The organism is Streptomyces sp. NRRL S-646 (assembly GCF_000720765.1).
GTDB lineage: Bacteria > Actinomycetota > Actinomycetes > Streptomycetales > Streptomycetaceae > Streptomyces.
This window is the reverse complement of record NZ_JODC01000006.1, coordinates 47,491-73,151: the sequence shown is the minus strand read 5'-3', so window position 1 is coordinate 73,151 and position 25,661 is coordinate 47,491. Positions and strand designations below refer to the sequence as shown.

Below are 25,661 nucleotides of genomic sequence, written 5' to 3'. Positions count from 1 at the left end.
CCTCAGTCCTTCTTAGGGTGCGGGGTCGAGCCGTATGCCGTCAGGAACTTGTCACGGAACGCGCTCATCTTCCAGACCGGGGCGTTGTGCGCCGGGCGCAGGCCGTCCGACCAGCCCCAGCTGTCGATCTTGTCGAGGACCTTGGGGTCCTTGGCGACGATCGAGATCGGCACGTCACGGCTGGCGTGGTTGCCGCTGACCCGGGCGATGGGCTGGTGGTCGCCGAGGAAGACCAGGACCGTGTTGTCGTTGCCGTAGCGCTCCAGCCACTGCGTGAGGGCCGTCACCGAGTACTGCACCGACTTCCCGTACTCCGCCTGGGACTTGGGCGAGCTGGCGATGATGTCCGACGGCTTGTTGCCGGCCTTCTGGATGGCCTTGAAGACCGAGCCGTCACCGAGGTCGTTCCAGGGGACCATCTTGGGGATCGGCGCCCAGGGCTGGTGGCTGGAGGTCAGGATGACCAGCGACATGAGGGGCTTGCTGCGCTTCTTGCTGTGCTCCAGGTTCTGGAACTGCTGGAGTGCGTACTGGTCCGGCATCGTCGACCAGCTGAACTTCGGGCCCTTGTAGCCCATCTGGAAGGCGTTGCGGTACTTGTCCAGGCCGTAGAACTTCGACTCCGGCCAGCTCTTCTGCACTCCCGGCATGATGCCGACCGTGTCCCAGTCGCCCGTCTTCTTGAACGCCTCGGTGAGACTCATGTGGTCGCTCGCCATGAGCGTGCGGTAGCGCTGCTGGTTGCTGATCCACAGGCCCGACATGGTGGTGGAGTGACCGAGCCAGCTGCTGCCGCCGTACGTCGCCGACGTCAGCCAGCCGCTCTTGGCGTGGAAGCCCGCCTTCGCGAGCGCCTGGGTGCGTGCGTCGAGCGTCCTGTCGACGCCGGGTGCCTCGACCGGGTCCTCGATCGCGCTGCGGCCGTAGCTCTCGATGAACGTGAAGATCATGTCCTTGCCGCGCAGGTCCGGCACCAGCTGACCGGGCGGTGTGTTGCCGAACTCGTCGACCTTGGCGACCTTCTGGAACTCCGCCTCGTCCCGCAGCGTGTCCCGCACCCGGACCGCCTGGATCGCCACCGCCCCGGCGGTGCGGTCGGAGGCGATCGGCACGCCCATGATCTGCAGGCCGAGCGCTGAACACAGCACCCAGACCGTCGTGGCGACCAGTGTCGCCCTCGTCGCCACCTGCTTGTTGTGGGCCAGCAGATTGCTGAGCCGGACCATCGCCAGCGCCATCAGACTCAGCGCGAGGAGGACCAGGACCACGGCACCGACCGCCGCGCCGATCGCCACTGCCCTGCCCATCGAGTCCTGGACGTAGGACTGCGCGTCGGGGAGCAGCTCCCAGTCGAGGACGACATTGAAGGGGCGGCCGAGATATTCGATGAACCCCATGTCCAGGAGGTTCACGATCGTCATCGCGCCCAGCGCCGCCCCGGACAGCACCGCCACCACCAGCCGTGGCCGGCGCGGCAGCGCGAGCGCGACGGCGGCACCGATGATCGCCTCCACCGGTATGCGCAGGAACCGGTCGGTGTGCAGCGCGGTCATCCGGTTCGGCAGCAGGAGCGCACCGAGGACGAGCGCGGCGGCGAGCACGGTGATCGTCCACCGGATGGTGCGCACGGCCGTGGGGTGCCGCTCCCGCCGGGCGGCGAGACGCGCGCGCAGCGTGACGCGCACCGGCGCCTGCTGCTCCGACGCTTCCGGCTCGGCCTCGGGTGACGTGCCTTCTATGACGTTCTCGACGGTGTCCGGCTGCACCCGAAGGTCCTTCCGCGCGTGGCCCGTGACAAGGCGGCGGGCCACGCTGGGGAGGCAACGCGGATCAGTTCCAGGACCCGCTTGGCCCGCCGCCATCTCGTACGGCTTGCCTCACACCCCTGTTCAGGGCATGAGGCAAACACCGGGCAAACGCCTGTTCAACGGCACGCCTGAGCGCTCCGCGGGAAGTGCAGCGATGCGTCGTCGATCGACCGCGGCGCCATCGTGGCTGGTCGCGCCCGCGCGGCGGAGCCGCATATGTCACAGCCCCGCGCCCCTTCAGGGCGCGACCAGCCCCCACCGACCCGCACCCGCCAAACGACCTACCAGACCGAGCCCTTACGCGCCCCCCACGGCAGTGAGCAGCGCCAATGGGGCCGCTGCCGACCGTGATTCCCGTACACACGCGTGCGGATACGGCACGGGCTCCGCATGAGTAGACCGCCCATACCCGGCAATGACTTCCGGCAGTCGATGCCCCGCGGCGGTCGCCGCGTCCACCAGCGCATGCGCCACCCCCCGGGCTTCGTCATGCAGCCCGTAGCGCGCCAGCCCCAACGCGATCAGCGCGTTGTCGTGCGGCCACACCGAACCCCGGTGGTACGACAGCGGGTGATACGCCGCCTGGCCCGCGGCCAGGGTCCGCACACCCCACCCCGAGAAGAAGTCCGGCTCCAGCAGCCGTCGGCCCACCAGCTCGCCGTACTCCTTGTCCAGCAGCCCCGACCACAGCAGATGCCCGGCATCCGAGGCCAACGCGTCCACCTGGTTGCCCTCGCCGTCCAGAGCCAGCGCCGGGAAGGAGCGCTCCGGCATCCAGAAGTCCCGCTGGAAACGGTCCCGCAGGTCACCGGCCGCCTGCTCAAGCAGCGCCGCGTACACCTCGTCCTCCCAGACCGTGCGCGCGACCCACGCCGTGCGGCGCAGCGCGTCGTACGCGTACCCCTGGGCGCCGGCCGCCATCACGGCCCCGCTCGGCCGGGTCCCGTCGGCGGAGCAGATCGCGCCGGGGGAGTCCTTCCAGTTCTGGTTGGCGAGGCCGCCCTGGTCGGCGCGGTAGACGAGGTAGCCGCGGGAGGTGAGCCCGCCGTGATCCAGCATCCAGCCGATCGCGGCGCGGGCGTGGGGCTCGAGGCGGCGCGCGAGCGCAAGGTCCCCGGTCTGCTCGACGTACGCACCGAGCAGCACGAGGAACAGCGGCGTGGCATCCACGGAGCCGTAGTAACGCCCGTACGGCACCTGTCCGAAGTGCGCCAGCTCCCCGTGCCGTACCTCGTGCACGATCTTGCCGGGCTGGGACACCGAGTTCGCGCCGGTCTCGGTCGCCTGGGTGGCGGCGAGGGCGGGCAATGTGGCGGCGGCGAGCTGCGGGCGGTAGGGGAGGGCGAAGAGGGAGGTGAGCAGGGCGTCGCGGCCCAGCAGGGTGAGGAACCAGGGGGCGCCGGCGGCCGGTACGCGCAGCTCCTCGCCGTCCGGGCCGGTCGCGGTGACCTGCAGCGAGGCCAGGTCCGCGAGACCGCGTGCGCAGGCCGCCGCCAGCTCGGGCCAGCCGGTCGGGAAGGGCACGCCCTCCGCGAACTCGCCCTCCAGGGCGAGCAGTTGCGCGTTGGCGGCGGCGGGCGAGTCGGGGATCCGGGCGCTCTGCACCGCTCCGTGCGGACGGGCGGTCACCCGCAGCGCCAGTTCCGCGGTGCCGTGCGGCTCCAGTTCCAGCGTCCAGACGAGGCGCCTGGCGCCCGTGCCCGTCTCCTCGACGCCGTCCGGGGCGGGCTCGGCCGTCACCGTCGTACAGGAACGCCATTCACCGCGCTGATAGCTGAACTCCACGCCGTCGTCGAGGGCCTGGCGGGAGCGGGTGGCGCCGATCTTGGTGTAGGTGCGGTGGTCGGAGCGCAGCTCGAACTGGTCGGTGAAGTCGGCGTCCGCGGTGACAGCGAGGCGGATCGTCGTCGGCACCGGGCGGTTGCTGGTCACCCGCAGGGACTCGACGAACGCGCTGTCGCCGACGGCCTGTTCGCGGAAGATCGTGTACGCGGGCGGCTCCTGGCGTCCGCCGCGTGGTACGAGGACACAGCGGGCCGTGTCCCCGTCCGCGACCGGCGTGAGAGCCTCCGGCACCGCGCCGTCGACCGTCAGCTGCCAACGGCTCAGATGCCGGGCGTCGCGCACGAATAACCCGTCCGGGGCGCCCGACCCCCGCACGCCGCTGATGTCCCCGCCGTCGCCGACGGCCGCGAACGTCCCGCCGTGCACGAGCAGATGATGCCGGTCCGTCATGCCCGGTCGCCTCCCCTGTTTTCCTTGTCGCTCCTGGCGAAGTCGCTTCCGTCGCAGCCGCTGCTGCCGAGGTCGCTGCTGCCGAGGTCGCTTCTGTCGAACGTGCCGATGCCCGTGCGGGACACGCCGTGTCCGGGGCGCTCGTGGAGCAGATCCAGCGCGAGCGCGGCGGTCCAGCCGAACCCCCTCGCACCGCACGCCTCGCCGGTGAACGGGTCCACGTACTCGGCGAACCCGGAGGTGCCGGCGATGTCCAGGACGGCCTCCCGCAGCGCGTCGGCCCGCGTCTGCTCGCCGTGCGTGCGCAGCCCGCGCTCCAGCAGCCAGCTCGTGTTGAACCAGGCCGGACCCCGCCAGTAGCGGTGCGGGTCGAAGGCCTCGCCGAGGAGGTCGTAGGAGGGGGCCAGGCGGGTCGCGCCGCCGAGGCCGAAGTGCGGGCCGCAGGCCGTGCGGACGAGGGCGGCGGCCGCCTCGCGCGGCAGCGTGGGCAGCAGGAGCGGGACGAGGCCCGAGACGCTCCGCTCCCGGATCAGCTGCCCGCCGCGCACGTCCCGGCAGAAGAACATCCCCTCCGCGGGGTCCCAGAGCCGGTCGAGCATCGCGCTTGTCAGCCGCTCCGCGCGCGCGTGGCGGGCCGTGCCCGGCGCGCCCAGCTCGTGCGCGATCCGGGCCAGGGCGTGCTCGGAGGCGATGAGCAGGGCGTTGAAGGACGGGTCCTCCACCGCGAACTCGGCGCCCCCGTCGGCGTAACCGCGATCCCTGTAGTCCGTCGCCAGCCGCACGTACCGCCCGTAGTCCAGATCCGTCGGCCGGTCCTCGGCGGCCCCGTGGTCGAGGTCGGCGCGGCGGAAGGAGCGGGCCGGGGCGGGCGTGATGCGGGCCAGCGGGGCGTCCCAGCAGGGGCTGTTGTCCATGCCCTGTTCCCAGGGGTGCACGACGGACGCCAGGCCGCCGCCGCCCAGGTCCCGCCTATGCAGCAGATAGCGGTGCCAGGCGGCCAGCCGGGGATACATCCGGGTGAGGAAGCCGCGCGCACGGGACAGCCCGGGGTCGGCGCAGTGCACCAGCCAGACGGCGAGCGCGTGCACCGGTGGCTGCACGATGCCGGAGGTCTGTACGGTGCGCGGGGCGCCCGCAGCGCGCCCCGCGGTCGAGGAGCGCCAGAAGTCCGGGCTCGGGAAGTACGCGTCGAGCGGCACGGAGGGGTTGAAGACGATGTGCGGGATGCGCCCGTCCTCCCACTGGGCGGCCAGCAGCGTCTCCAGCTCCGTCTGTGCCCGTAACGGCGACAGGTGTCTGAGGCCGATCGCGATGAAGGCCGAGTCCCAGGACCACTGGTGGGGATACAGGCTGCGCGAGGGGACCGTGGACGCTCCCGTCCAGTTGTCCTCCAGCACCCGGGCGGCCCTGACGTGCAGCGAACCCGGCAAGGCGGGTGGATCGTATGCAATGGGGTGCTGTGCCTCACGGCTGGTGAGTTGGGCAGTGCGATCCACTCGGGGCTCCCCGAAAGACGTGCGCTCGACCGGTTCGGTCGTGGCTACCGTAGAGTTACGTCTATTTAACACGCAAAACCCAGGATGTAATGCAGGCTTGAGAAACACAAGGGGGTGCGCATGACCGGACGGAGCCAGGCCAGCGCCGGAGATCTGCTCGAACTGGTACGAAGCGGGCGTGCGACCACACGCGGCGCGCTCCAGCAGGCCACCGGACTGTCCCGCGCCACCGTCGGCCAGCGCCTCGACCGGCTCTTCCGTGCGGGCTGGCTGCGCGAGGGCGCCGGCGGCCCGGTCGACTCACCCCTCGGTGGCCGCCCCTCCATCACCCTGGAGTTCGACGACGACCACGCCGTGGTCCTCGCGGCCGACCTCGACACCCGCCATGCCCGCGCCGCAGTCCTCACCCTGACCGGCGAGATCCTCGCCGAACACTCCGGCACGCTCGTCGTCGAGGACGGCCCGGACGCCGTACTCGGCGAACTCGGCCGCTGGTTCGCCGAGTTGCTGGAGAAGGCCGGGCAGCGGGCGGGAACGGTCTGCGGTATCGGACTCGCGGTGCCGGGGCCCGTCGACACCGAGACCGGGCGGGTCGTGCAGCCGCCGATGATGCCGGGCTGGGACGGCTACGACATACGAGGCCGCCTCGCCAGATCCTTCACCGAGCACACGGGCGCCGGTCCCGTGCCGGTGCTGGTGGACAACGACGCGAACCTCATGGCGTACGGCGAACAGCGCACGGGATACGCCGACTGCTCGGCGTTCGTGCTGGTCAAGGTGTCGACCGGCATCGGCGCCGGGGTGGTGGTCGACGGCTCGATCTATCGCGGCATCGACGGAGGCGCCGGCGACATCGGGCATATCCGGGTGGGCGCGGAGGCGCTGTGCCGGTGCGGGTCGTACGGCTGTCTGGCCGCCGTCGCGAGTGGTGGCGCCGTGGCGCGGCGGCTCGCGGAGACCGGGGTGCCGGCCGCCTCCGGCTCAGATGTGCGGGACCTGCTGGCGGCCGGGCACCCGGAGGCGGTCGGGTTCGCCCGGGAGGCGGGGCGGCAGGTCGGGGACGTGCTGGCGACCGTCGTCACGCTGCTCAACCCCGGGGTTCTGATGATCGCGGGAGATCTGGCCGGAACTGCATTCCTCACCGGCGTACGGGAGTTGCTGTACCAGCGGGCGCTGCCGCGCTCCACGGCCCACCTGGACGTCGTCACCGCGCGGCTCGGGGAGCGGGCGGGGCTGGTGGGAGCCGGTGCGCTGGTCGTGGAGTACCTGTATGCGCCGGAGCGGGTGGAGGAACGGCTGCTGGCGATGGGCGTGTGACGTCCCGGTTTCTGTCCCGGAACGCGTCCGCATGGTGAAATCCGGGCCTCTGTGGCAGCGTGATTCTTGCCACCCTTGATAAGGGTTACGCTCAGATGAGCGGATCTTGAGCGACTGCACTTCTCCAAGGGGTGGCACTCGGTGCCACCCCTTGATCGTTCATCGATCGAAATCAGACGTGCAGGATGACTGCTCATCTGAGCGGAATACCGTGCTCATGGGCGGTCTTGCGTTCAAGAAGTGAAAACATCTACCCGTCACCGCTTGCCAAGCCTTGACTTTCGATCCGCTGGCGGACGACTGGTTACGAGCGCATGACACACGAGTAGACGTACCCAGACGCCTTTGATCTGGGTATGTTCCTCGCCGTCAGGGCAGCCACCGCGTCCTCGAGGGAGTCGAGACCGTGTCGGAAAACAAAGAACCCCACGTAGCGAAGTTCGTTTACGACTTCACCGAGGGAAACAAGGACCTCAAGGACCTCCTGGGTGGCAAGGGCGCGAACCTCGCCGAGATGACCAACCTGGGACTCCCCGTTCCTCCTGGCTTCACCATCACGACCGAAGCCTGCAAGGTCTACCTCGACAGCGGCGAGGAGCCGACGGCACTGCGTGACGAGGTGAGTGCGCACCTCGTGGCCCTGGAAGAGAAGATGGGCAAGAAGCTCGGCCAGGCCGACAACCCCCTGCTCGTCTCGGTCCGTTCCGGCGCGAAGTTCTCGATGCCCGGCATGATGGACACCGTCCTGAACATCGGGCTCTCCGACAAGTCCGTGAAGGGCCTCGCAGAGCAGGCCGGCGACGAGCGGTTCGCCTGGGACTCCTACCGGCGCCTCATCCAGATGTTCGGCAAGACGGTCCTCGGCGTCGAGGGCGAGCTCTTCGAGGACGCGCTGGAGGCGGCGAAGGCGGCCAAGAAGGTCACCGTCGACACCGAGCTCGAGGCGGCCGACCTCAAGAAGCTGGTCACCAAGTTCAAGAAGATCGTCAAGACCGAGGCCGGCCGGGACTTCCCGCAGGACCCGCGCGAGCAGATGGACCTCGCCATCCACGCGGTCTTCGACTCCTGGAACACCGACCGCGCCAAGCTCTACCGCCGCCAGGAGCGCATCCCGCACGACCTCGGCACGGCCGTCAACGTCTGCTCGATGGTCTTCGGCAACCTCGGCCCGGACTCCGGCACCGGCGTCGCCTTCACCCGCGACCCCGCCTCCGGCCACCAGGGCGTCTACGGCGACTACCTGCAGAACGCGCAGGGCGAGGACGTGGTCGCGGGCATCCGCAACACGGTCCCGCTCGCGGAGCTGGAGCAGATCGACAAGAAGTCGTACGACCAGCTGATGCAGATCATGGAGACCCTGGAGAACCACTACAAGGATCTCTGCGACATCGAGTTCACCATCGAGCGCGGCCAGCTGTGGATGCTGCAGACCCGCGTCGGCAAGCGCACGGCGGGCGCCGCCTTCCGTATCGCCACGCAGCTCGTGGACCAGGGGCTCATCGACGAGACCGAGGCCCTGCAGCGCGTCAACGGCGCCCAGCTCGCGCAGCTGATGTTCCCGCGCTTCGACGAGGACGCGAAGGTGGAGAAGGTCGGCCGGGGCATCGCGGCCTCGCCGGGTGCGGCGGTCGGCAAGGCCGTCTTCGACTCGTACACCGCGGTGAAGTGGTCGCGTTCCGGCGAGAAGGTCATCCTGGTCCGCCGGGAGACCAACCCCGACGACCTCGACGGCATGATCGCGGCCGAGGGCATCCTGACCTCGCGCGGCGGCAAGACCTCCCACGCGGCCGTCGTCGCGCGCGGCATGGGCAAGACCTGTGTCTGCGGCGCGGAGGAGCTGGAGGTCGACACCAAGCGACGACGGATGACCGTGCCCGGCGGGCATGTGGTGGAGGAGGGCGACCTCATCTCCATCGACGGCTCCAGTGGCAAGGTGTACCTGGGCGAGGTCCCGGTGGTGCCCTCCCCGGTCGTCGAGTACTTCGAGGGCCGGATGCACGCCGGCGCCAACGACGCCGACGAACTCGTCGAGGCCGTGCACCGGATCATGGCGTTCGCCGACCGCAAGCGCCGGCTGCGGGTGCGCGCCAACGCGGACAACGCCGAGGACGCGCTGCGCGCCCGTCGCTTCGGCGCCCAGGGCATCGGCCTGTGCCGTACGGAGCACATGTTCCTCGGCGACCGCCGTGAGCTGGTGGAACGCCTGATCCTGGCCGACACGGACGCCGAGCGCGAGGAGTCCCTGAAGGAGCTTCTCCCGTTGCAGAAGCAGGACTTCGTCGAGCTGTTCTCGGCGATGGACGGCCTGCCGGTGACGGTCCGCCTCCTCGACCCGCCGCTGCACGAGTTCCTGCCGGACATCACCGAGCTGTCGGTCCGGGTCGCCCTCGCCGAGTCCCGCAAGGACCCGCACGAGAACGAGCTGCGGCTGCTGCAGGCGGTGCACCGCCTGCACGAGCAGAACCCCATGCTGGGTCTGCGCGGCGTACGCCTCGGTCTGGTCATCCCCGGTCTGTTCACCATGCAGGTACGAGCGATCGCCGAGGCCGCGGCCGAGCGCAAGAACGCCAAGGGCGACCCGCGCGCGGAGATCATGATCCCGCTCGTCGGCACGGTCCAGGAGCTGGAGATCGTCCGCGAGGAGGCCGACCAGGTCATCGCGGAGGTCGAGGCGGCGACGGGCACGCAGCTCAAGCTGGCCATCGGCACGATGATCGAGCTTCCGCGAGCTGCCCTCACGGCCGGTCAGATCGCGGAGGCGGCGGAGTTCTTCTCCTTCGGCACCAACGACCTCACCCAGACGGTGTGGGGCTTCTCCCGGGACGACGTGGAGGCCTCGTTCTTCACCGCCTACCTGGAGAAGGGCATCTTCGGGGTGTCGCCCTTCGAGACGATCGACAAGGACGGCGTGGGCTCGCTGGTCGCCGCCGCGGTGAAGGCGGGCCGCGAGACCCGTCCCGACCTGAAGCTCGGCGTCTGCGGCGAGCACGGCGGTGACCCCGAGTCGGTCCACTTCTTCCACGAGGTGGGTCTCGACTACGTCTCCTGCTCGCCGTTCCGTATCCCGGTGGCCCGTCTGGAGGCGGGGCGCGCGGCCACGCAGTCGGCGGGCAGCGACCACCGGTAGGCCGTACGGCCACTGAAGCCCCGGAGCCGCCGCCCGTCCCCGACCCTCAACACCGATGGGCGGCGGCTCCGGACCACGAAAGAGGGCGGCACCCTGTGCGGGGGTGCCGCCCTCTCCCGCATTCTTTGCGGGCTCCGGAGGTGCATGAAGGTACCGAGCGGCAGGGCCGTATTCTGCAGCAGGCGGGACGGGGTCTGCTGATGCGTCGTAGCCGTCCGTTGCAACCGGGCGATCCGTTCCGTATTCAGGTGCCCGACGAACGACCAGGAGGTTGACCGGTGATCACTCTGACCGCAGTCGGAGGAGTGGCCCTGGTCGAACTGGGGATGGCACTGACTCCCGGACCGAACATGATTCACCTCGCCTCCCGTGCGATCACCCAAGGCCGCAGGGCGGGCCTGGTCAGCCTCGGTGGGACCGCCGTGGGATTCGTGTGCTATCTGCTGGCCGCGGCTGCGGGCCTGTCCGCGTTGTTCGCTGCCGTGCCGGTGGCGTTCATGGTGGTCAAGCTTGCCGGGGCCGCCTACCTGGCCTACCTCGCCTGGGGCATGCTCAAGCCCGGCGGCCGCTCGCCCTTCGACCTCGCCCAGGACCTGCCTCCGGTCTCCGACGCCCGCCTGTTCTCGATGGGGCTGCTGACCAACCTGCTCAACCCCAAGATCGCTCTTCTGTATGCCGCCCTACTGCCCCAGTTCCTGGACCCGCAGGCTGGTCCGGCCTGGGGGCAACTGCTCCAGCTCGGGGGTGTGCAGATCGTCGTGGGGCTCTCGGTGAACGCTCTGATCATGCTGGGCGCAGCGCGGGTGTCGGCGTTTCTGGCCGCCCGGCCCCGCGCCATGATCGCCCAGCGGTTCACGGCAGGCGGTCTGCTCGGCGTCTTCGCGCTGCGAACCGCCCTGTCCGGCGCTCCGGCCTCCACCTGAGCCAGGCTCACGGGCCTGTGACACCGGTTCTGCTGTGAGAGTCGATGTGGGGACGTCCACGGCGTCTGACCAGCCGCTATCGGGGGCTCAATTCCTCATCCAGGACGCGTGGCCAGTCTTCGTGAGCCAACCCCGCAGCCACGAGCAAGTCGCGCCAGTCCGTCCGGGCGAGGCGAATCGCCGAGCGAAACCTTCCCACGTCCCCGTCAGCGATCAGCACGGCCGCAGCCAACAGCCGCTCCGCGTCCTGCCGTGAATGCTCGAGTTCGACCGCGAGGCCCCGCAGAGCGCCCTCTATCCCCTTCGCGGAGCCAGGCTCTGCGAAGTCGCGCTGGATCCTCTTGTGCAGCCGAGCACTGATCGGTTCCTCAGTCACGCCATCCCCCTGTTCGTACAGCGACAGCCAGGACGGCCCGCTTCTCGCGCAAGTCCCGGGCGTCCCTGGTCTCCAGTTCTCGGCAGACCTGTTGGAGGTCACCCAGCTTGCCCCAACAGACCGCCCCCTGTCCGGCGAGTGGCACTCACCCTCGCCGTTGGCGGAGCGCCCGTGCTGCCGCCTCGGGGCAAGGTGCCGTTCGGCAACCGCCGGGTCGGGCGCGGGCCGTCGCTCACCACCCAGGCGGCGCCGGGCCGATCGTGGTCGACCCCGGCATCGTGTGGGCGCGCGCGAGGGCCCGCCATCCGCACCGTGCGCACCACTCGGGGCGAGCACTGGATCCACTTGGGCGCCATGCAGTCAGCCGACGCCGTGCTGCTTCGCCTCCTCAGAAGGTGCCCTGGGTGTTGACCGGGCCGACCTGGAAGATGCCGGAGCAGATCGTCCAGGTAGCCGGGACGAGGACTGCCTGGTGCGAGGCCGGCGGATAGATCCGCAGGTAGGTGCCGGTGCGCAGACACGGCCCGCCGATCGGTCCGTTCGCGGTGCGGATGACCGCCGAGACGGTGTGGGCGGGGGCGAGCGTGACGGTGGAGTGGGCCTGGCCGGTGCGGGTGGCGGCCGGGCCGATCTGCCGGTGGCCCGTGTCCAGGGCGCTGACGCCCGGATAACCACGCAGGGTGCAGCCGGTCGTAGAGGTGTTGGTGAACCGGATCGGCCAGTACACCGAGCCCGCCGCGCCCTCCTTGCGCCCCATGGAGACGTAGAGGTCGCTCACGGCGCAGGTACGCAGTCCCTGCGCTGCCGTCGCGGTCGCTGCCGTCGCGCTCCATGCCGCTCCCGCGCCCGCGAGACCGAGGAGGCCGGCGGACAGGAGGGCGGCTACACCGCGTCGGGAACGTCGCTGAGAGTGAACAAACATGGCATATCCGCCTCCGTCGGGCGAATGGGTGGATGTGTACGTTCTGTTGGATGAGTGCTCAGCGGAAAAAGTTGTACCGGGTGGCTGACGAACCCCTCGGGCGACATGCCCGGACCCCTCTCCTACGCTGGGAAGCACCCGAACGCGGAGGGAGCCCGCCCATGTCCGGCTGGAACGAGAAGGCCATCCCTGACCAGAGCGGGCGCATCGCCGTCGTGACCGGGTCCAACAGCGGACTCGGCTACGTCGTCGCGCGGGAACTGGCGCGCAAGGGGGCGCGGGTGGTGCTCGCGTGCCGGAGCGAGGCGCGGGGGAGCGCGGCGGCGGACCGGATCGTGGCCGAAGTGCCGGGAGCGATCGCGGAGTTCGCGCGGCTGGATCTCGGGGACCTGGACGCTGTACGGGAGTTCGCGGCGTCGTATCGCTACGACTATCTCGATCTGCTCGTCAACAACGCCGGGGTGATGGCGTTGCCGTACGGGACGACGGCGGACGGCTTCGAGACGCAGTTCGGGGTCAACCACCTCGGGCACTTCGCGCTCACCGGGCTGCTGCTGCCCACCCTGCTCGCCACTTCCGGCGCCCGTGTCGTGAGCGTCTCCAGTGGGATGCACGCGGTGGCCAACATCGACATCGACGACCTCAACAGCGAGCACCGGTACCGGCGTTGGATCGCGTACGCCCGCTCCAAGACAGCCAATCTGCTGTTCGTCCACGAGCTTGCGCGCAGGCTGGCGGCGCACGACGCGGACGTGGTGGCTGCCGCGGCCCATCCCGGGTACGCGGCCACCAATCTGCAGGGCGCCGGACCCCGGATGGAGGGGCGCAGGCTGGTCGGGCGGGCGGTGGAGCTCGGCAACCGGGTCTTCGCGCAGTCGGCGGAGGCCGGCGCGCTGCCCGTCCTGTACGCCGCCACGGCGCCGGACGTGCGGCCGGACTCCTTCACCGGACCGTCGTTGATGATGTGGCGCGGGGCGCCCGCCCCGTCCTGGCGGGCGCCGTGGACGCTCAACGACTCGGCAGGGGAGCGGCTTTGGGCCGCGTCCGAGCAGCTCACCGGCGTGGTGTACGACGCGTTGAAGGTGTGACCGGGCACGTCCTGCGCGCTGTCGTGTTGCGGGCCTGCGTGCTCGATGCGACGGTTGTCCAGGGGGCGATGCCGACGGCCTGACGAAGGGATCCTTGCAGGTCACGGCAGTACGCGTCGATCCACACGACTGATCCGCGCCCCTTGTCCGGCGCTGACTCTCCGTGTCCCGACGTGTGTCCACGAACGGGGGGAGCAGCGCACAGAAAGCGGGAAATTCAATGGCGAACGGACCCATGGACAGGCGCGCCTTCGGCGAGCACCCCGATCGGCCCCACCCCCGATTCGAAGGCCAGGGAGCGGAGTACACCGGCCGGTACGTGGTGTTGCTCGACCCGAGCAACCAGGAGAGCGGGTTGAACGCACTGCGTTCCTCCGCAGACATCGCGTCCGTCGAACGTGTCCGCGGAACCGACGTCGAGAACGTCTCGGAACTCCTCGAGCGTCCTGACGTGTCGGTGCACTTCGAGGAACTCGGCGCGGCCGTCGTCGAGGTACGGCCCGAGCAGCGTCATGCGCTGGTGACCACGGCGGAGAGGGAGTCGTCGATCATCGCGGCGGAGCCGGAGCGCAAGGTGTACGCCTTCCCGGTCACCGCTCCGACTCAGGCGCCGACCGAGTTCTACCCGGCCTACCGCAGTGACGAGGACGTGGTCGGCCGCCACTCCAGGGCCGAGATGGCCGCCGCCCAGGGCCCGGCGTGGGACGAGCAGAGCTGCACCTGGGGCCTGCAGGCGATCCGGGCCCACCTGTCCCAGCTGACCGGGCGCGATGTGAAGATCGCCGTGCTGGACACCGGCGTGGACACCGACCATCCGGACTTCGCCGGCCGTATCGAGGCGACGGCCTCGTTCGTCCCCGGCGAGCCCGTCAAGGACGGCCACGGCCACGGCACGCACTGCATCGGCACCGCCGCAGGCCCGGCCCACCCCCAGCAGGGACCCCGCTACGGCGTGGCCTGCGAGGCCCGCATCCTCGCGGGGAAGGTGCTCAACAACCAGGGCTCCGGCACCGACGGCCAGATCCTGGCGGGCCTGGCCTGGGCCGTGGCCCACGGCGCGAAGGTGATCTCCATGTCGCTGGGCGCTCCGGTCCAGCCGGGTGAGCTCTTCCCGCAGACGTACGAGAAGCTGGCTCAGCGCGCGCTGGAACGCGGGACGGTGATCGTCGCCGCCGCGGGCAACGACAGTCACCGGCCCACGGAGACCTTGCCCGTCAGCCGGCCGGCCAACTGTCCCTCCATCCTCGCGGTGGGCGCGCTGGACAAGGCGATGAGGACGCCGTTCTTCTCCAACGGCGCCATCAACGGGCTGGGCGGCGAGGTCGACATTGCCGCGCCCGGCTGGCAGGTGTTCTCGGCCAAGCTCGGCGGCGGGCAGCAGGAGATGAGCGGTACCAGCATGGCCACCCCGCACGTGGCGGGTGTCCTCGCCCTGCTCGCCCAGGCGAATCCCAACGCCTCCGCGATGGAGCTGTGGACCGCCCTGCTGGCCGGTTCCTATCCGCTGATGCAGTCGAGCAAGGACATCGGCACGGGCCTCCTCCAGGCCCCGTGACCGAGTCGTCCCACTCCGCTCCGGTCGGGGTCGTCCTCGCGGTCGACCCCGACCGGTTCGCGGAGGTCGTCGAGGCCCTGCGGCGGGCCGGTCTCACGGTCACGGGCGAGCAGCCGATCCTCGGTACGCTCTCCGGGACCGTCGCGGAGGACCGGATCCCGGCCCTGGAAGCGGTCGACGGCGTGGACGCCGTCGACAGGGAACTCACCATCCAACTCCCGCCCCCTGACGAGCCGATCCAGTGATCCCACTGCTCAGGCCGTCGCCCCGCTGTCCACCACCAGGTCCGTGCCCACCACCGAGGCCGCGTCGTCCGAGGCCAGGTAAAGGACGGCGGCGGCCACCTCTTCAGTCGCCGAGAGGCGGCCGAGGGGGAGGGCGGCCCGCACCCGTTCGGCGCGGTCCGCCTCCGTCTCGCCGGGGCGCAGGGACATGGGGGTGGCGGTGGCGCCGGGGCTGACCACGTTGATGCGGACGCCGTCCCGGATGTGGTCCAGGGCGGCGCCCCTGCTGAGCGCGGCGACGGCGGCCTTGGAGGCGGCGTACGCGGCGGCCCCTGCGATGCGGCTGTGCGCACCGAGGTTGGAGGCGACGTTCACGATCGCGCCGCCGGAGGGCTGGGCGCGCATCTGGCGGATCTGGGCCCTGAGGGCCAGGAACGTGCCGGTGACGTTGATGTCGAGCTGCGTGTGCCAGTCGGCCTCCGGCAGTTCGGCCAGCGGGCCGCCGCCCCGCAACACGCCCGCGTTGTTGACCGCCACGTCGAGCGAGCCGAAGGCTTCGACGGCCGCCTCCACCAGCGCCTGGTTGTCGGCGGCTGCGGACACGTCGGCGGTGACCGCCAGCGCCTTGCCGCCCCGGTCCTCGATCAGGCGGACCGTCTCGTCGAGCGGTTCCCTTCGGCGTCCTGCCACGACGACCCGGGCGCCCTCCGCCGCGAACGCGAGCGCGATCGCCCGTCCGATGCCGGAGCCCGCGCCGGTGACCAGGGCGGTCCGGTCCGAGAAGCGGCTGCCGGTGGTGTGAGCGGTGGTGGTCATGATCTCCCCTGTTCTTGACCGATCGGTTCAGTATGTGGGCGTGCAAAACGCCCCTCGGAGGGAGGGGCGCTCCCGGAGTTTCATTTCAGTCGAGCAGGGTCAGTGCCTGCTCCGCCGCGTCCCGGACCCTGGCCGGATCGGCTGACGCCTTGCCCACCACCCGCAGACCCTGCAGCAGCACCAGAAGCATGCGGGCGAGGGTGAGCGGATCGCGGTCGGCGGGCAGTTCGCCCTGGGCCTGCGCGCGGACCAGGGCCGAGTGCAGCACGGTCTCGAGATGGTCCCAGTTGCGCTCCACGCGCCGGGCGGCCGCCGGGTCGTGCGGGGCGAGTTCGCTCGCCGTGTTGGTGACCAGGCAGCCGTTCAGGCGCAGTTGCTCGTCGGTCGCCTCGGTGGCGTAGCGCCGTACGAGTGCTCGTACGGCGGGCAGGGCCGGCCCCGGCTGGGACAGCTCCCGCACGATCGGCGGGAGCCCGGCCCGGTCGTAGCGCTCCAGCGCTTTCAGGTACAGCTCGTGCTTGCTGCCGAAGGTCGCGTAGATGCTGGCGCGGCCGATGCCCAGGTGGTCCACCAGCTCGGACATCGACGTCGCCTCGTAGCCGCGCCGCCAGAACAGCTCCAGGGCCGACTGCAGCGCGGCGTCCGGATCGAACTCCTTGGTCCTGGCCACGTGGCGCAGCCTAGATCCAACGAGAACGGTCGGTCAAGAAATCCCGGAGTGGGAGCCTACGCCGCCCGCACCTCGTAGGTCGCGATCCGCACCGACTCGTCGTCCAGGCACTGCCCGGACAGCAGGTCGAACCGCTGCTTCAGCAGGGGCGAGGCGACGAACGGGCGGCCCTGGTGGGTACCGGTCAGGCCGCGGGAGAGGACCGCTGCACCGCCGAAGGGGTCGCGGTTGTCGATGGCGTACAGCTCGCCGTTGCGGTCTCGGAACAGGGCGGCCTGACGGCCGTCGGGCAGGAGCGCGGCCACTCCGCGGCCGGGGACCAGCTGGTTCAGCTCGCAGACCGCGAACCAGTCGTTCTCCAGCTGCAGTTCGACCTTCAGGTCGGTGGTCTCGGGTGCCAGGGTCATCGCTGGGCGCTTCCTTCCAGGAGGTCTGCAGTGTTCTCGCTGGTTCGCATGCCGATGGACAGCAGCGGCAGGTCGGGCTTGATCTGGTCGCGTTCCGGGACGAAGCCGACGACCGGGTCGGGGGTGTCCGGCGCGTTCACGAAGGACACGAACCGGGCGAGCTTCTCCGGGTTGTTGATGGTGGTCGCCCACTCGTCGGCGTAGTTCGCCACGTGGTCCGCCATCAGGGACTCCAGCTCCTCGCAGATGCCGAGGGAGTCCTCCACGACGACCTCGCGCACGTGGTCCAGGCCGCCCGGGATGCGCTCCAGCCAGGTCGAGGTGCGCTCCAGGCGGTCGGCGGTGCGGATGTAGAACATCAGGAACCGGTCGATCAGGCGGACCAGTTCGGCGTCGGAGAGGTCCTGCGCGAGCAGGTCCGCGTGGCGCGGAGTCGCGCCCCCGTTGCCGCCGACGTACAGGTTCCAGCCGCCCGCGGTGGCGATCACACCGAAGTCCTTCGACTGGGCCTCGGCGCACTCGCGGGCGCACCCGGAGACCGCCGACTTGAGCTTGTGCGGCGACCGCAGGCCCCGGTAGCGCAGCTCCAGGTCGATCGCCATGCGTACGGAGTCCTGGACGCCGTAGCGGCACCAGGTCTGGCCCACGCAGGACTTGACGGTGCGCAGGGCCTTTCCGTAGGCGTGGCCGGACTCGAAGCCCGCGTCCACCAACCGCATCCAGATCAGCGGGAGTTGCTCGACCCGGGCGCCGAACATGTCGATCCGCTGGCCACCGGTGATCTTCGTGTAGAGGCCGAAGTCGCGGGCGATCTCGCCGATCACGATGAGGCCCTCAGGGGTGATCTCACCACCGGGGATCCGCGGTACGACCGAGTACGAGCCGTTCTTCTGCAGGTTGGCGAGGAAGTGGTCGTTGCTGTCCTGCAGGGAGGCCTGCTCGCCGTCGAGGACGTAGCCGCTCGCGCCGATCGTCGGGGCGAGGGAGGCGATGATCGAGGCGACCGCCGGCTTGCAGATCTCGCAGCCGTCGCCGCCCTTGGCCCCGTCGCGGCCGTAGCGGTCCAGCAGGTCCTGGTAGGTGTTGATGCGCAGGGCGAGAACGATCTCGTAGAGCTCCTCGCGGGTCTGCGAGAAGCAGCCGCACAGGCCCTTGTCGACCTCGACGCCGGACGCCTCCAGCTCGGCCGTGACCAGCTGGCCCAGCACCTTGACGCAGCTGCCGCACGTCGTACCGGCCTTGGTGCACTTCTTCACCTCGGGCACGGTGGTGCAGTTGTGCTCGGTGACCGCGCCGCGGATCGTGCCCTTGCGGACGTTGTTGCAGGAGCAGATGATCGCGTCGTCCGGCAGCGCGGTCGGGCCGAGCTGGACGGACTCCCCGGCACCGGCGGGCAGCACCAGGGACTCGGGCGAGACCGGCGGGACCGAGCCGGTGAACGCCTTCAGCGTGCCGTACGCCTCCGCGTCGCCGACCAGGATGCCGCCGAGCAGCGTGCCGTCGCGGCCGATGACCAGCTTCTTGTACAGGCCCGCGCGGGAGTCGGAGTAGACGACGTCCAGGCAGTCCTCGGTGGCGCCGTGCGCGTCGCCGAAGGACGCCACGTCCACGCCGAGCAGCTTCAGCTTGGTGGAGAGGTCGGCGCCGGTGAACTCCGCCTCGTCCTCGGCGATCGTCGCGGCGGCCGTCTCGGCCTGCTCGTAACCGGGGGCGACCAGGCCGTACACCCGGCCGTCGGAGGCCAGCGCGCACTCGCCGATCGCGAAGACGTGCGGGTCGGACACGGTGCGGCACTGCTCGTCGACGGTGATGCCGCCGCGCTCGCCGACGGTGAGGCCGCAGTCGCGTGCCAGCTGGTCTCGGGGGCGGACACCGGCGCTGAACACCACCAGGTCGGTGGCGAGTTCGGAGCCGTCGGAGAGCTTCATGCCGGTGACGGCACCGTCCTCGCCGACGACGATCTCCTGGGTGCCGACGCCCGTGTGGACGGTCAGGCCCATCTCCTCGATGGTGCGCAGCAGGGCCGCGCCGCCGCCCTCGTCGACCTGGACGGGCATCAGACGCGGCGCGAACTCCACGATGTGGGAGGTGAGTCCGAGGCCCTTCAGCGCACCCGCGGCCTCAAGTCCGAGCAGACCGCCGCCGACCACCGCACCGGTCGTCGCCTTCGTCTTCGCGTACTCCTCGATCGCGAGAAGGTCCTCGATCGTGCGGTAGACGAAGCAGCCCTCGGCGTCCTTGTTCGGGACCGGCGGCACGAAGGGGAAGGAGCCGGTGGCCAGGACGAGGGTGTCGTACTCGAAGACCTGACCGGACTTCGCGGTCACCTTCTTCGCCTCGCGGTCCACGGTCTCGGCCGGGTCGCCGACGTACAGCTCGATGCCGTGGTCGTTGATGAACTCCATGTCGGTCATGGAGAGCTCCTCGGGTGTCTTGCCCGAGAAGTACGAGGTGAGCGCCACCCGGTCATACGCGGGACGCGGCTCCTCGCACAGCACGACCACGCGGTGCGTGGCGGTCAGGCCGCGCGCGGCGAGCGCTTCGAGGAAGCGCTGGCCGACCATGCCATGGCCGACGAGCACGATCGTGGGGGTGCCGGTGGACATCAGGAGCCTCCATCGTTGGTGAGCAGGTGGAGCAGCGGGGCACCGTCGGCGGGGAGCGGCTCTGCCCCCTCCCAGGCGCGGGCGAGTGCGCCGACGGTGCCGAGTTCGCCGACGAGGACCCCGCCGACCAGGCGGTCGTCGCGGACGACGACCTTGCGGTAGGTGCCACGGGTGGCGTCGGCCAGCTGGACGACGTCGTCGCCGGGCCGGGCCTCCGTCTCGCCGAACGCGGCGAGGTCGAAACTCCCCAGGGGAGCGTCGTGCCCGGCGAGCGTGAGCCGGGTCAGCGCACGGGTGCCGGTGTAGCGGGCGGTCGTGCGGCCGGACAGCAACTCAGCCAGGACTTCCGCCTGTTCGAGCGCCGGGGTGGCGAGACCGTACACCTCGCCGTTGTGCTGGACGCAGTCGCCGATGGCCCGGATGTTCGGGTCGGAGGTGCGGAGCTCGTCGTCGACGACGATGCCCTTGCGCACGTCGAGACCGGCGATCTGGGCGAGGCCCACACGGGGGTGCACCCCGCAGGCCAGCACCACCAGGTCCGCGTCGAGGGCGTACCCGTCGTGCATCTCGACCGAGCGGACCGCGCCGCCCACGCAGCGCACGTCGCGCACCCGGCACTCGGTGTGGATCTCGACGCCGAGGTCCTTGAGGTGCCGCTGCACGAGCTTCGAGGCGCTCGGGTCGAGCTGGCGCTCCATGAGCCGCTCGCCCTGCTGGGCGAGGACGACCTGGGCGCCGCGCCGGGCGAGCGCGCGGGCCGCGGAGACCCCGAGGAGCCCACCGCCGATGACGACCGCCTTCACGCCCGGCCGTACGGCCTTCGACAGCCCCAGGCAGTCGTCCATGGTCCGGAACGCGTGCACGCCCTCGGGCAGCACGTGGTCCGAGGTGAAAAGCCCGCGCAGGGGCGGGAGCACCGGGTTCGAGCCGGTGGCGAGGACCAGCGTGTCGTATGCGATCTTCGAGCCGTCCGCGCACTCGACGGTCCGCTCGTCGCGGTCGATGCCGGTGACCTGGGTGCGGGTCAGCTCCGCGGGCGCGGGCAGCGCGATCACCTCGGGGCTGTACCGTCCGGCCAGCACTTCGGCGAGAAGCACCCTGTTGTACGGGCGGTGCTCCTCCTCGCCGATCAGTGTCACGGGCGTGCCGAGCTCACCGAGCCGCCGGGCGAGACGGACGCCCGCGAGGCCGGCGCCGATCACCACCACACGCGTATTCGAGGTCATGCCTAGGAGCGTGCGATGCCGGTGTTACCCGGCAGCATCACATCTGTTTCCCGCGAGGAACGCTGCCCTCAGCAGGGCCTCGCCGAGGGTGTGAGGGTTCGGAGTGCACGGCGGGGGTGTGGTGTGAGGCAGGGGTGGCGCCGGTCACGATACGGCTGACCGGCGCCGGGTTCCATGCAGGCGGCATCGTCTACGACGGGCGTTTCCGGCGGTGGTGCGGGCCTGAAAAGAAGTGGGGACCGGTTGCCAGGTTCCTTTACGGTGATCCGATGGCGACCCAGGTGATCGTGCTCAACGGCGGCTCCAGCTCCGGCAAGTCCGGGATCGTGCGGTGTCTGCAGGCCGTGCTGCCGGAACCGTGGCTGGTCTTCGCGATCGACACGTTCGTCGAATCGCTGCCCGCGTCGATGCAGGCCGCGCTCGTCTCGCCGGACGGCGGGGTGACCGTGGGGCCGGAGTTCCGGACGCTGCAGGACGCCTGGCGGGAGGGCGTCGCGGCGACCGTGCGTGCGGGCGCCCCGGTCATCATCGACGACGTCTTCCTCGGCGGCGCGGAGTCCCAGGAGGGCTGGCGGAAGGTCCTGGCCGGCCTGGACGTCCTGTGGGTCGGCGTGCGCTGCGAGGCCGCGGTCGCCGCGGGCCGGGAGATCGCACGGGGGGACCGGGTGCGGGGAATGGCCGAGCAGCAGGCGGAGCTGGTCCACCGGGACATGGAGTACGACGTCGAGGTGGACACCACGCGCACGGAGTCGCTGGAGTGTGCGCGGACCGTCGCGGCGGCGGTGCTCAGCGGCTCGCGGTGAGGTGCGCGAACACGACCACGTTCCCCTCATAGCCGGTCGACCGCGAATACCCCCCGCCGCAGGTGATCACCCGCAGCTCGGGCCGGTCCGCCGCGCCGTACACCTTCTCGTCGGGGAAGTGCTCGGCGTCGTACACCTCGACCGCGTCCACCGTGAAGAGCGCCGTGCTGCCGTCGCGCCGGTCCACCTCGATGCGGCTGCCCTTCTTCAGGGCACCGAGGTCGTAGAAGACGGCGGGACCGTCGGCGTTGTCGACATGGCCCGCGACGACGGCGGTCCCCTTCTCCCCGGGGGTGGTGCCTGCCTCGTACCAGCCCGCGAGGTTCCTCTTCGCGGCGGGCGGCACGTCGAGGCTGCCGGACGGGGTGAGCGCGAGGCCCATGAGAGGGGCGTCCACATGGATCGACGGGATGCGGATGCGGTCCGGCGGGGAGGGCGGCAGCGCGGGCGCGCCACGCGGTTCGCCGCCCTGGCCGGTGCGGGCCGCCTGCGCGGCGGACGGCTGCGGCGGGGCGTGCATCCCGGCGCCGCCACCGAGCAGCCACGCGCCGGAACACAGCGCGACCACGGTGACGGTCCCTATCGCGCCGTTGCTGACTCTGCGCACGCGAGCCTCCTACCTGACTCGAGCGGTCGTACCCGGCCCCCTCCGAGCCGCGAGGGGCGTCGGACCCGGAGGGGGAGGGACATGCGGTACCGGCGGACGGACAGCGGAGGGTGCCCGTCAGATCCCGTCGCCTCTCGCCCGGCGATGCAGGAGCCAGGTACCGCCCGCGGCGGCGACGGCGAGAGCCGTCACGCCGGCCGCGGTCTGCACGGGATCGGGGCCCAGGGCGCCGCCGACCCCCGTCTTCACACTTCCCCGGGGCTCCTGCCCGCGGGGCGCGGTCAGGGTCACCACCAGGTCGCCCGTGACCTGGTGGTCGCCCTCGGCGCACTTCGCGACGATCTCGTACGTCCCCGGCTGCGCGCTCGGCGGTACCCGGAACTGCCCCACCGCCTCACCGTCGTGGGTACTCGGCGCCAGGGTGAAGACACCGGCCCCCACCGCTCCGGCGTCGCCCGCCGCCGTACCCTCCGCGCCGCACTCCGCGGTGTTCACGGTGATCTGGGTGCCCGGGACGGCCTGGGAGGGGAAGACCTCCAGGCCGCCGCCGCCGTCGTCGTCATCGGCATACGCGGGCGCGGTCACGAAGCCCGCGGCTGCGACGGCGAGGGCGGTACCGGTCAGCAGACGGGCGGTACGTCGCATCGATGCTCCTCCGAGCTCTCTTCGGTGTCCCCTGCCCTTCCGAGGTAAGTGGCAGCTGCGCGAGCCCGCTTCCTGAAGATCTGTCAGAAATGCGGTGAATGGGTGTCAGATCCCTGCGCGGTACGGTCGCTCGGGCGGACTTTCAGCAGGTCACCGGCGTATGGCGGAGGCGTGGCGGAACAGCACCCGATGGGTGCAGGGCGCGCGTGTGAACGGGTGACCCCGGTGGCCGGGGCGCGCACGCGGCCTCAAGGAAGGCTGTTCTTGACCTCAAGAAAGGTTGAGGTACGAGGCTGGGGCGCATGCAGATCACAGATGCGCCCCTCGAAGTGGAAGCCCCTCTCGCCGTGACCCTCGTCGTCGGCAGCAATCGCCACGGCCGCTTCGGCCCCGTCGTGGCCGACTGGCTCCTGGACCGTATGCGCGACCGCGACGACCTGCTCCCCGAGGTCGTCGACGTGGCCGACGCGGACCTGCCCACGACCTTCGCCCCGACCTCGGAGGCGATGGCGGCACGCTCCTCGGTCACCCCGAAACTCGCGGCCGCGGACGCCTTCGTCGTCCTCACCCCCGAGTACAACCACTCCTACCCGGCCGGCCTCAAGAACCTCATCGACTGGCACTTCACCGAATGGCAGGCCAAGCCCGTCGCGCTCGCCTCCTACGGCGGCGTCTCGGGCGGCCTGCGCGCGGTCGAACACCTCCGCCAGGTCTTCGCCGAACTCCACGCGGTCACACTCCGCGACACGGTGTCCTTCCACAACGCGGGCGCGTCCTTCGACGAGGGACGCCTCAAGGATCCGTCGGGCCCGGAGGCGGCGGCGAAGGTGATGCTGGATCAGTTGGTGTGGTGGGGGAGGGGGTTGCGGGAGGCGCGGGAGAAGCGGCCGTACGGGCGATAGGCGTGCCTGGGGCGGCCCGGCTGCCCCAGGCACACACGCCGGGCGGCCGCCCCGATCCGATGACCGGGGCGGCCGCCCGTGCGCACACCCTCACCGTCAGTTCACGTTGACGGCACTCCAGGCCGCCGCCACCGCGTTGTACTCCGTACTTCCCGCCCCGTACAGATCCTTCGCCGCGTTCAAGGTCGCCGTACGCGCCCCGGCGTAGTTCGTCGAGGACGTCATGTAGACCGTCAGCGCCCGGTACCAGATCTGGCCGAGCTTCTCCCTCCCGATCCCCGTCACCGTTTTCCCGTTGGACGTCGGGGAGTTGTAGCTGACGCCGTTGATGGTCCTCGCGCCGCTGCCCTCCGCCAGGAGGTAGGCGAAGTGGTTGGCCACGCCCGAGGAGTAGTGGACGTCGAGATTGCCCACCGACGAGCTCCAGTAGTCGGCCGACTTGCCGTCCTTGGAGGGCTTGTCCATGTAGCGCAGGGCGGCCTGGCCGAATCCCGGCCGGACGATCTTCTCGCCGATCAGGTAGTCCCCGGGGTCCGACGGGTTGTTGGCGTACCACTCCACCAGCGTGCCGAGGATGTCGGACGTCGCCTCGTTGAGGCCGCCGGACTCGCCCGAGTACGTCAGGGCCGCGGTCTTGAAGGTGACGCCGTGCGTCATCTCGTGGCCGGCCACGTCCAGGCCGACGAGCGGGCCGAGGCTCGTTCCGTCACCGTCGCCGTACGTCATGCAGAAACAACTGTCGTCCCAGAAGGCGTTGTTGTACTTGTTGCCGTAGTGGACGCGGTTGTACGAGCCCTTGCCGTCGTTCGCGATGCCGTTGCGGCCGAAGGAGTTCTTGTAGAAGTCCCAGGTCGTGTTGGTGCCGTACTGGGCGTCCACGGCGGCGGAGGCGCGGTCGGCGTCCGTCCCCGTCCCCCAGTGGTTGTCCGTGTCCGTGAATACGGTCGACGGGGCGCGGCTGACGCAGATGCTGGTCAGGAAGCACAGGTCCGTCTGGTTCGACGCGTCACCCGTGTACGTGCCGCCGCGCGTCGCGTCCTTGAGCTGGTAGGTCGATCCCGACAGCGTCGTCTCCAGCGGCACCGTCCCGCTGTACAGCGACCTGCCGTCGCCCGTCGCCGTCTCGATGTCGTCCCAGGCGTCGATCTGACGGCCGGTGCGGGCGTCCGTGAGGACGGTGCGGGAGACCGGGTTGCCCAGGGAGTCCTTCGCCGCCACCTGAGTCCGCCACGCCAGCTTCGGCGTTCCGTGCAGGGCGTCGACGACCAGCTCCGGCCTGGCCGTCAGCTTCCTCAGCGTCTCGCCGAGATTGACCGCGCGCAGGGCGTTCGCCGCGAGGTCGGCGGCCTTCGGGGCCGATATGGAGGGGACGATCGAAGCGAGGGATATCTTGCTCCGGGTCGCCCGGTTCGCGCTGCGGTACGTCCCGTCCGAGGCCAGATGAACCACGAAGTCGCCGCCGAGCACCGGGAGTTGACGGTACGTCCGGTCGTAGCGCACATGCTGCGTGCCGTCCTTGTCGACGATCACGTCCCGCACCTTCGTGCCCTCGTCCGAGGTGAGCCCGAGGCTCGCGGCGTGGGCCAGGAGCGCCGACGCCGCGTTCGCGATCGCGCCCGCCCTGGTCGGTTGTTCGTCGGCCACGGCGGCGGGGGAGAGAGCCGCGGCCAGCAGACTGGCGGTGGTGGCGGCCACGCCGAGAGCGGCGAGACGACGGGAACCTCGGACGTCGATACGTATTCGGCTCATCGATCTCCTCGAGAAGGCGCCAATGGGCGCGTGGGGGCGCGCCAAGGGCGTGTGGGGGAGGCGCAGGTGTCGACCACGATTTAAGGGGCCATGACACGGCGCGGTCCATAGCGCGTACTGGGAGGTATGGGAGGGGGTGTGTGTGGAGAGAGAATCGTT

At 70.6% G+C, this 25,661-nt stretch carries 20 protein-coding genes; 8 read left to right on the top strand and 12 right to left on the bottom strand.

Annotated features, from left to right (window positions below):
- Positions 1-2: 2 nt before the first annotated feature.
- The 3 genes from IH68_RS0113860 to IH68_RS0113850 all read right to left on the bottom strand — a co-directional run bounded on the left by IH68_RS0113860 (position 3) and on the right by IH68_RS0113850 (position 5,539).
- Positions 3-1,766, bottom strand: coding sequence for a hypothetical protein (locus IH68_RS0113860; protein ID WP_030933931.1), 1,764 nt, complete (start codon positions 1,764-1,766; stop codon positions 3-5).
- Positions 1,767-2,105: 339 nt separating this feature from the next.
- A complete protein-coding gene (locus IH68_RS0113855) occupies positions 2,106-4,043 on the bottom strand; it encodes a glycogen debranching N-terminal domain-containing protein (RefSeq protein ID WP_030933928.1) in 1,938 nt (645 codons plus the stop codon).
- A complete protein-coding gene (locus IH68_RS0113850) occupies positions 4,040-5,539 on the bottom strand; it encodes an MGH1-like glycoside hydrolase domain-containing protein (RefSeq protein WP_051833418.1) in 1,500 nt (499 codons plus the stop codon). The genes IH68_RS0113855 and IH68_RS0113850 overlap by 4 nt, the downstream gene beginning before the upstream one ends.
- A gap of 120 nt (positions 5,540-5,659) precedes the next feature.
- On the opposite strand from IH68_RS0113850, the gene IH68_RS0113845 reads away from it, so the two are divergent.
- The 3 genes from IH68_RS0113845 (at position 5,660) to IH68_RS0113835 (ending at position 10,906) form a co-directional block, all read left to right on the top strand.
- Positions 5,660-6,856: an ROK family protein gene (locus IH68_RS0113845; RefSeq protein ID WP_030933924.1), complete on the top strand. Its 1,197-nt coding sequence runs from the start codon at positions 5,660-5,662 to the stop codon at positions 6,854-6,856.
- A gap of 406 nt (positions 6,857-7,262) precedes the next feature.
- Positions 7,263-9,983, top strand: coding sequence for a pyruvate, phosphate dikinase (gene ppdK, locus IH68_RS0113840; protein WP_030933921.1), 2,721 nt, complete (start codon positions 7,263-7,265; stop codon positions 9,981-9,983).
- Positions 9,984-10,261: 278 nt separating this feature from the next.
- Entirely contained in the window at positions 10,262-10,906 is a 645-nt protein-coding gene (locus IH68_RS0113835) for a LysE family translocator (protein ID WP_030933918.1), read from the top strand.
- Positions 10,907-11,670: 764 nt separating this feature from the next.
- On the opposite strand, the gene IH68_RS0113825 is transcribed toward IH68_RS0113835, so the two are convergent.
- Entirely contained in the window at positions 11,671-12,204 is a 534-nt protein-coding gene (locus tag IH68_RS0113825) for a DUF4232 domain-containing protein (RefSeq protein ID WP_078912449.1), read from the bottom strand.
- Between the two features lie 161 nt (positions 12,205-12,365).
- Between IH68_RS0113825 and IH68_RS0113820 the strand changes: the two genes are divergently transcribed.
- The 3 genes from IH68_RS0113820 to IH68_RS0113810 all read left to right on the top strand — a co-directional run bounded on the left by IH68_RS0113820 (position 12,366) and on the right by IH68_RS0113810 (position 15,092).
- Positions 12,366-13,292, top strand: coding sequence for an oxidoreductase (locus tag IH68_RS0113820; RefSeq protein WP_030933910.1), 927 nt, complete (start codon positions 12,366-12,368; stop codon positions 13,290-13,292).
- A 220-nt stretch (positions 13,293-13,512) separates the two neighbouring features.
- Entirely contained in the window at positions 13,513-14,847 is a 1,335-nt protein-coding gene (locus IH68_RS0113815; RefSeq protein WP_078912448.1) for a S8 family peptidase, read from the top strand.
- Positions 14,844-15,092: a hypothetical protein gene (locus IH68_RS0113810; protein ID WP_030933889.1), complete on the top strand. Its 249-nt coding sequence runs from the start codon at positions 14,844-14,846 to the stop codon at positions 15,090-15,092. Before IH68_RS0113815 ends, IH68_RS0113810 begins: the two co-directional genes overlap by 4 nt.
- A 9-nt stretch (positions 15,093-15,101) precedes the next feature.
- Here the strand turns inward: IH68_RS0113810 and IH68_RS0113805 are convergent, their stop codons facing one another.
- From IH68_RS0113805 to IH68_RS0113785, 5 genes are all read right to left on the bottom strand, one after another.
- Positions 15,102-15,887, bottom strand: coding sequence for an SDR family NAD(P)-dependent oxidoreductase (locus IH68_RS0113805; protein ID WP_030933886.1), 786 nt, complete (start codon positions 15,885-15,887; stop codon positions 15,102-15,104).
- An 85-nt stretch (positions 15,888-15,972) separates the two neighbouring features.
- A complete protein-coding gene (locus IH68_RS0113800; RefSeq protein WP_030933873.1) occupies positions 15,973-16,557 on the bottom strand; it encodes a TetR/AcrR family transcriptional regulator in 585 nt (194 codons plus the stop codon).
- Between the two features lie 56 nt (positions 16,558-16,613).
- Entirely contained in the window at positions 16,614-16,964 is a 351-nt protein-coding gene (gene nirD, locus IH68_RS0113795; protein ID WP_030933870.1) for a nitrite reductase small subunit NirD, read from the bottom strand.
- Positions 16,961-19,570, bottom strand: coding sequence for a nitrite reductase large subunit NirB (gene nirB, locus IH68_RS0113790; RefSeq protein WP_030933866.1), 2,610 nt, complete (start codon positions 19,568-19,570; stop codon positions 16,961-16,963). The genes nirD and nirB overlap by 4 nt, the downstream gene beginning before the upstream one ends.
- Positions 19,570-20,796, bottom strand: a complete 1,227-nt coding sequence (locus IH68_RS0113785; protein WP_030933863.1) for an NAD(P)/FAD-dependent oxidoreductase — start codon at positions 20,794-20,796, stop codon at positions 19,570-19,572. The genes nirB and IH68_RS0113785 overlap by 1 nt, the downstream gene beginning before the upstream one ends.
- 269 nt (positions 20,797-21,065) lie before the next feature.
- On the opposite strand from IH68_RS0113785, the gene cpt reads away from it, so the two are divergent.
- Positions 21,066-21,599: a chloramphenicol phosphotransferase CPT gene (cpt, locus tag IH68_RS0113780; protein ID WP_030933860.1), complete on the top strand. Its 534-nt coding sequence runs from the start codon at positions 21,066-21,068 to the stop codon at positions 21,597-21,599.
- Here cpt and IH68_RS0113775 read toward each other — a convergent pair.
- Positions 21,583-22,206 (bottom strand): class F sortase, encoded by a 624-nt coding sequence (locus IH68_RS0113775; RefSeq protein WP_030933857.1) that lies wholly within the window; start codon positions 22,204-22,206, stop codon positions 21,583-21,585. The two genes, cpt and IH68_RS0113775, sit on opposite strands and share 17 nt — an antisense overlap.
- Positions 22,207-22,323: 117 nt before the next feature.
- On the bottom strand, positions 22,324-22,851 hold the full coding sequence (locus IH68_RS0113770) for a hypothetical protein (RefSeq protein WP_030933854.1): 528 nt from the start codon (positions 22,849-22,851) through the stop codon (positions 22,324-22,326).
- Between the two features lie 302 nt (positions 22,852-23,153).
- Here IH68_RS0113770 and IH68_RS0113765 point away from each other — a divergent pair, with 302 nt between their 5' ends.
- Complete coding sequence (locus IH68_RS0113765; protein ID WP_030933851.1) at positions 23,154-23,753, top strand: NADPH-dependent FMN reductase; 600 nt, start codon at positions 23,154-23,156, stop codon at positions 23,751-23,753.
- A 96-nt stretch (positions 23,754-23,849) separates the two neighbouring features.
- Here IH68_RS0113765 and IH68_RS0113760 read toward each other — a convergent pair whose 3' ends face one another.
- Positions 23,850-25,502, bottom strand: coding sequence for a M4 family metallopeptidase (locus tag IH68_RS0113760; RefSeq protein ID WP_030933848.1), 1,653 nt, complete (start codon positions 25,500-25,502; stop codon positions 23,850-23,852).
- Positions 25,503-25,661: the final 159 nt, after the last annotated feature.

Coding starts and splice junctions, on each gene's coding strand:
- IH68_RS0113820 (WP_030933910.1), top strand. CDS start 12,366: ATGTCCGGCTGGAACGAGAAGGCCATCCCTGACCAGAGCGGGCGCATC.
- nirB (WP_030933866.1), bottom strand. CDS start 19,570: ATGTCCACCGGCACCCCCACGATCGTGCTCGTCGGCCATGGCATGGTC.
- nirD (WP_030933870.1), bottom strand. CDS start 16,964: ATGACCCTGGCACCCGAGACCACCGACCTGAAGGTCGAACTGCAGCTG.
- IH68_RS0113845 (WP_030933924.1), top strand. CDS start 5,660: ATGACCGGACGGAGCCAGGCCAGCGCCGGAGATCTGCTCGAACTGGTA.
- IH68_RS0113760 (WP_030933848.1), bottom strand. CDS start 25,502: ATGAGCCGAATACGTATCGACGTCCGAGGTTCCCGTCGTCTCGCCGCT.
- IH68_RS0113770 (WP_030933854.1), bottom strand. CDS start 22,851: ATGCGACGTACCGCCCGTCTGCTGACCGGTACCGCCCTCGCCGTCGCA.
- IH68_RS0113825 (WP_078912449.1), bottom strand. CDS start 12,204: ATGTTTGTTCACTCTCAGCGACGTTCCCGACGCGGTGTAGCCGCCCTC.
- cpt (WP_030933860.1), top strand. CDS start 21,066: ATGGCGACCCAGGTGATCGTGCTCAACGGCGGCTCCAGCTCCGGCAAG.
- IH68_RS0113805 (WP_030933886.1), bottom strand. CDS start 15,887: ATGACCACCACCGCTCACACCACCGGCAGCCGCTTCTCGGACCGGACC.
- IH68_RS0113785 (WP_030933863.1), bottom strand. CDS start 20,796: ATGACCTCGAATACGCGTGTGGTGGTGATCGGCGCCGGCCTCGCGGGC.
- IH68_RS0113815 (WP_078912448.1), top strand. CDS start 13,513: ATGGCGAACGGACCCATGGACAGGCGCGCCTTCGGCGAGCACCCCGAT.
- IH68_RS0113855 (WP_030933928.1), bottom strand. CDS start 4,043: ATGACGGACCGGCATCATCTGCTCGTGCACGGCGGGACGTTCGCGGCC.
- IH68_RS0113765 (WP_030933851.1), top strand. CDS start 23,154: ATGCAGATCACAGATGCGCCCCTCGAAGTGGAAGCCCCTCTCGCCGTG.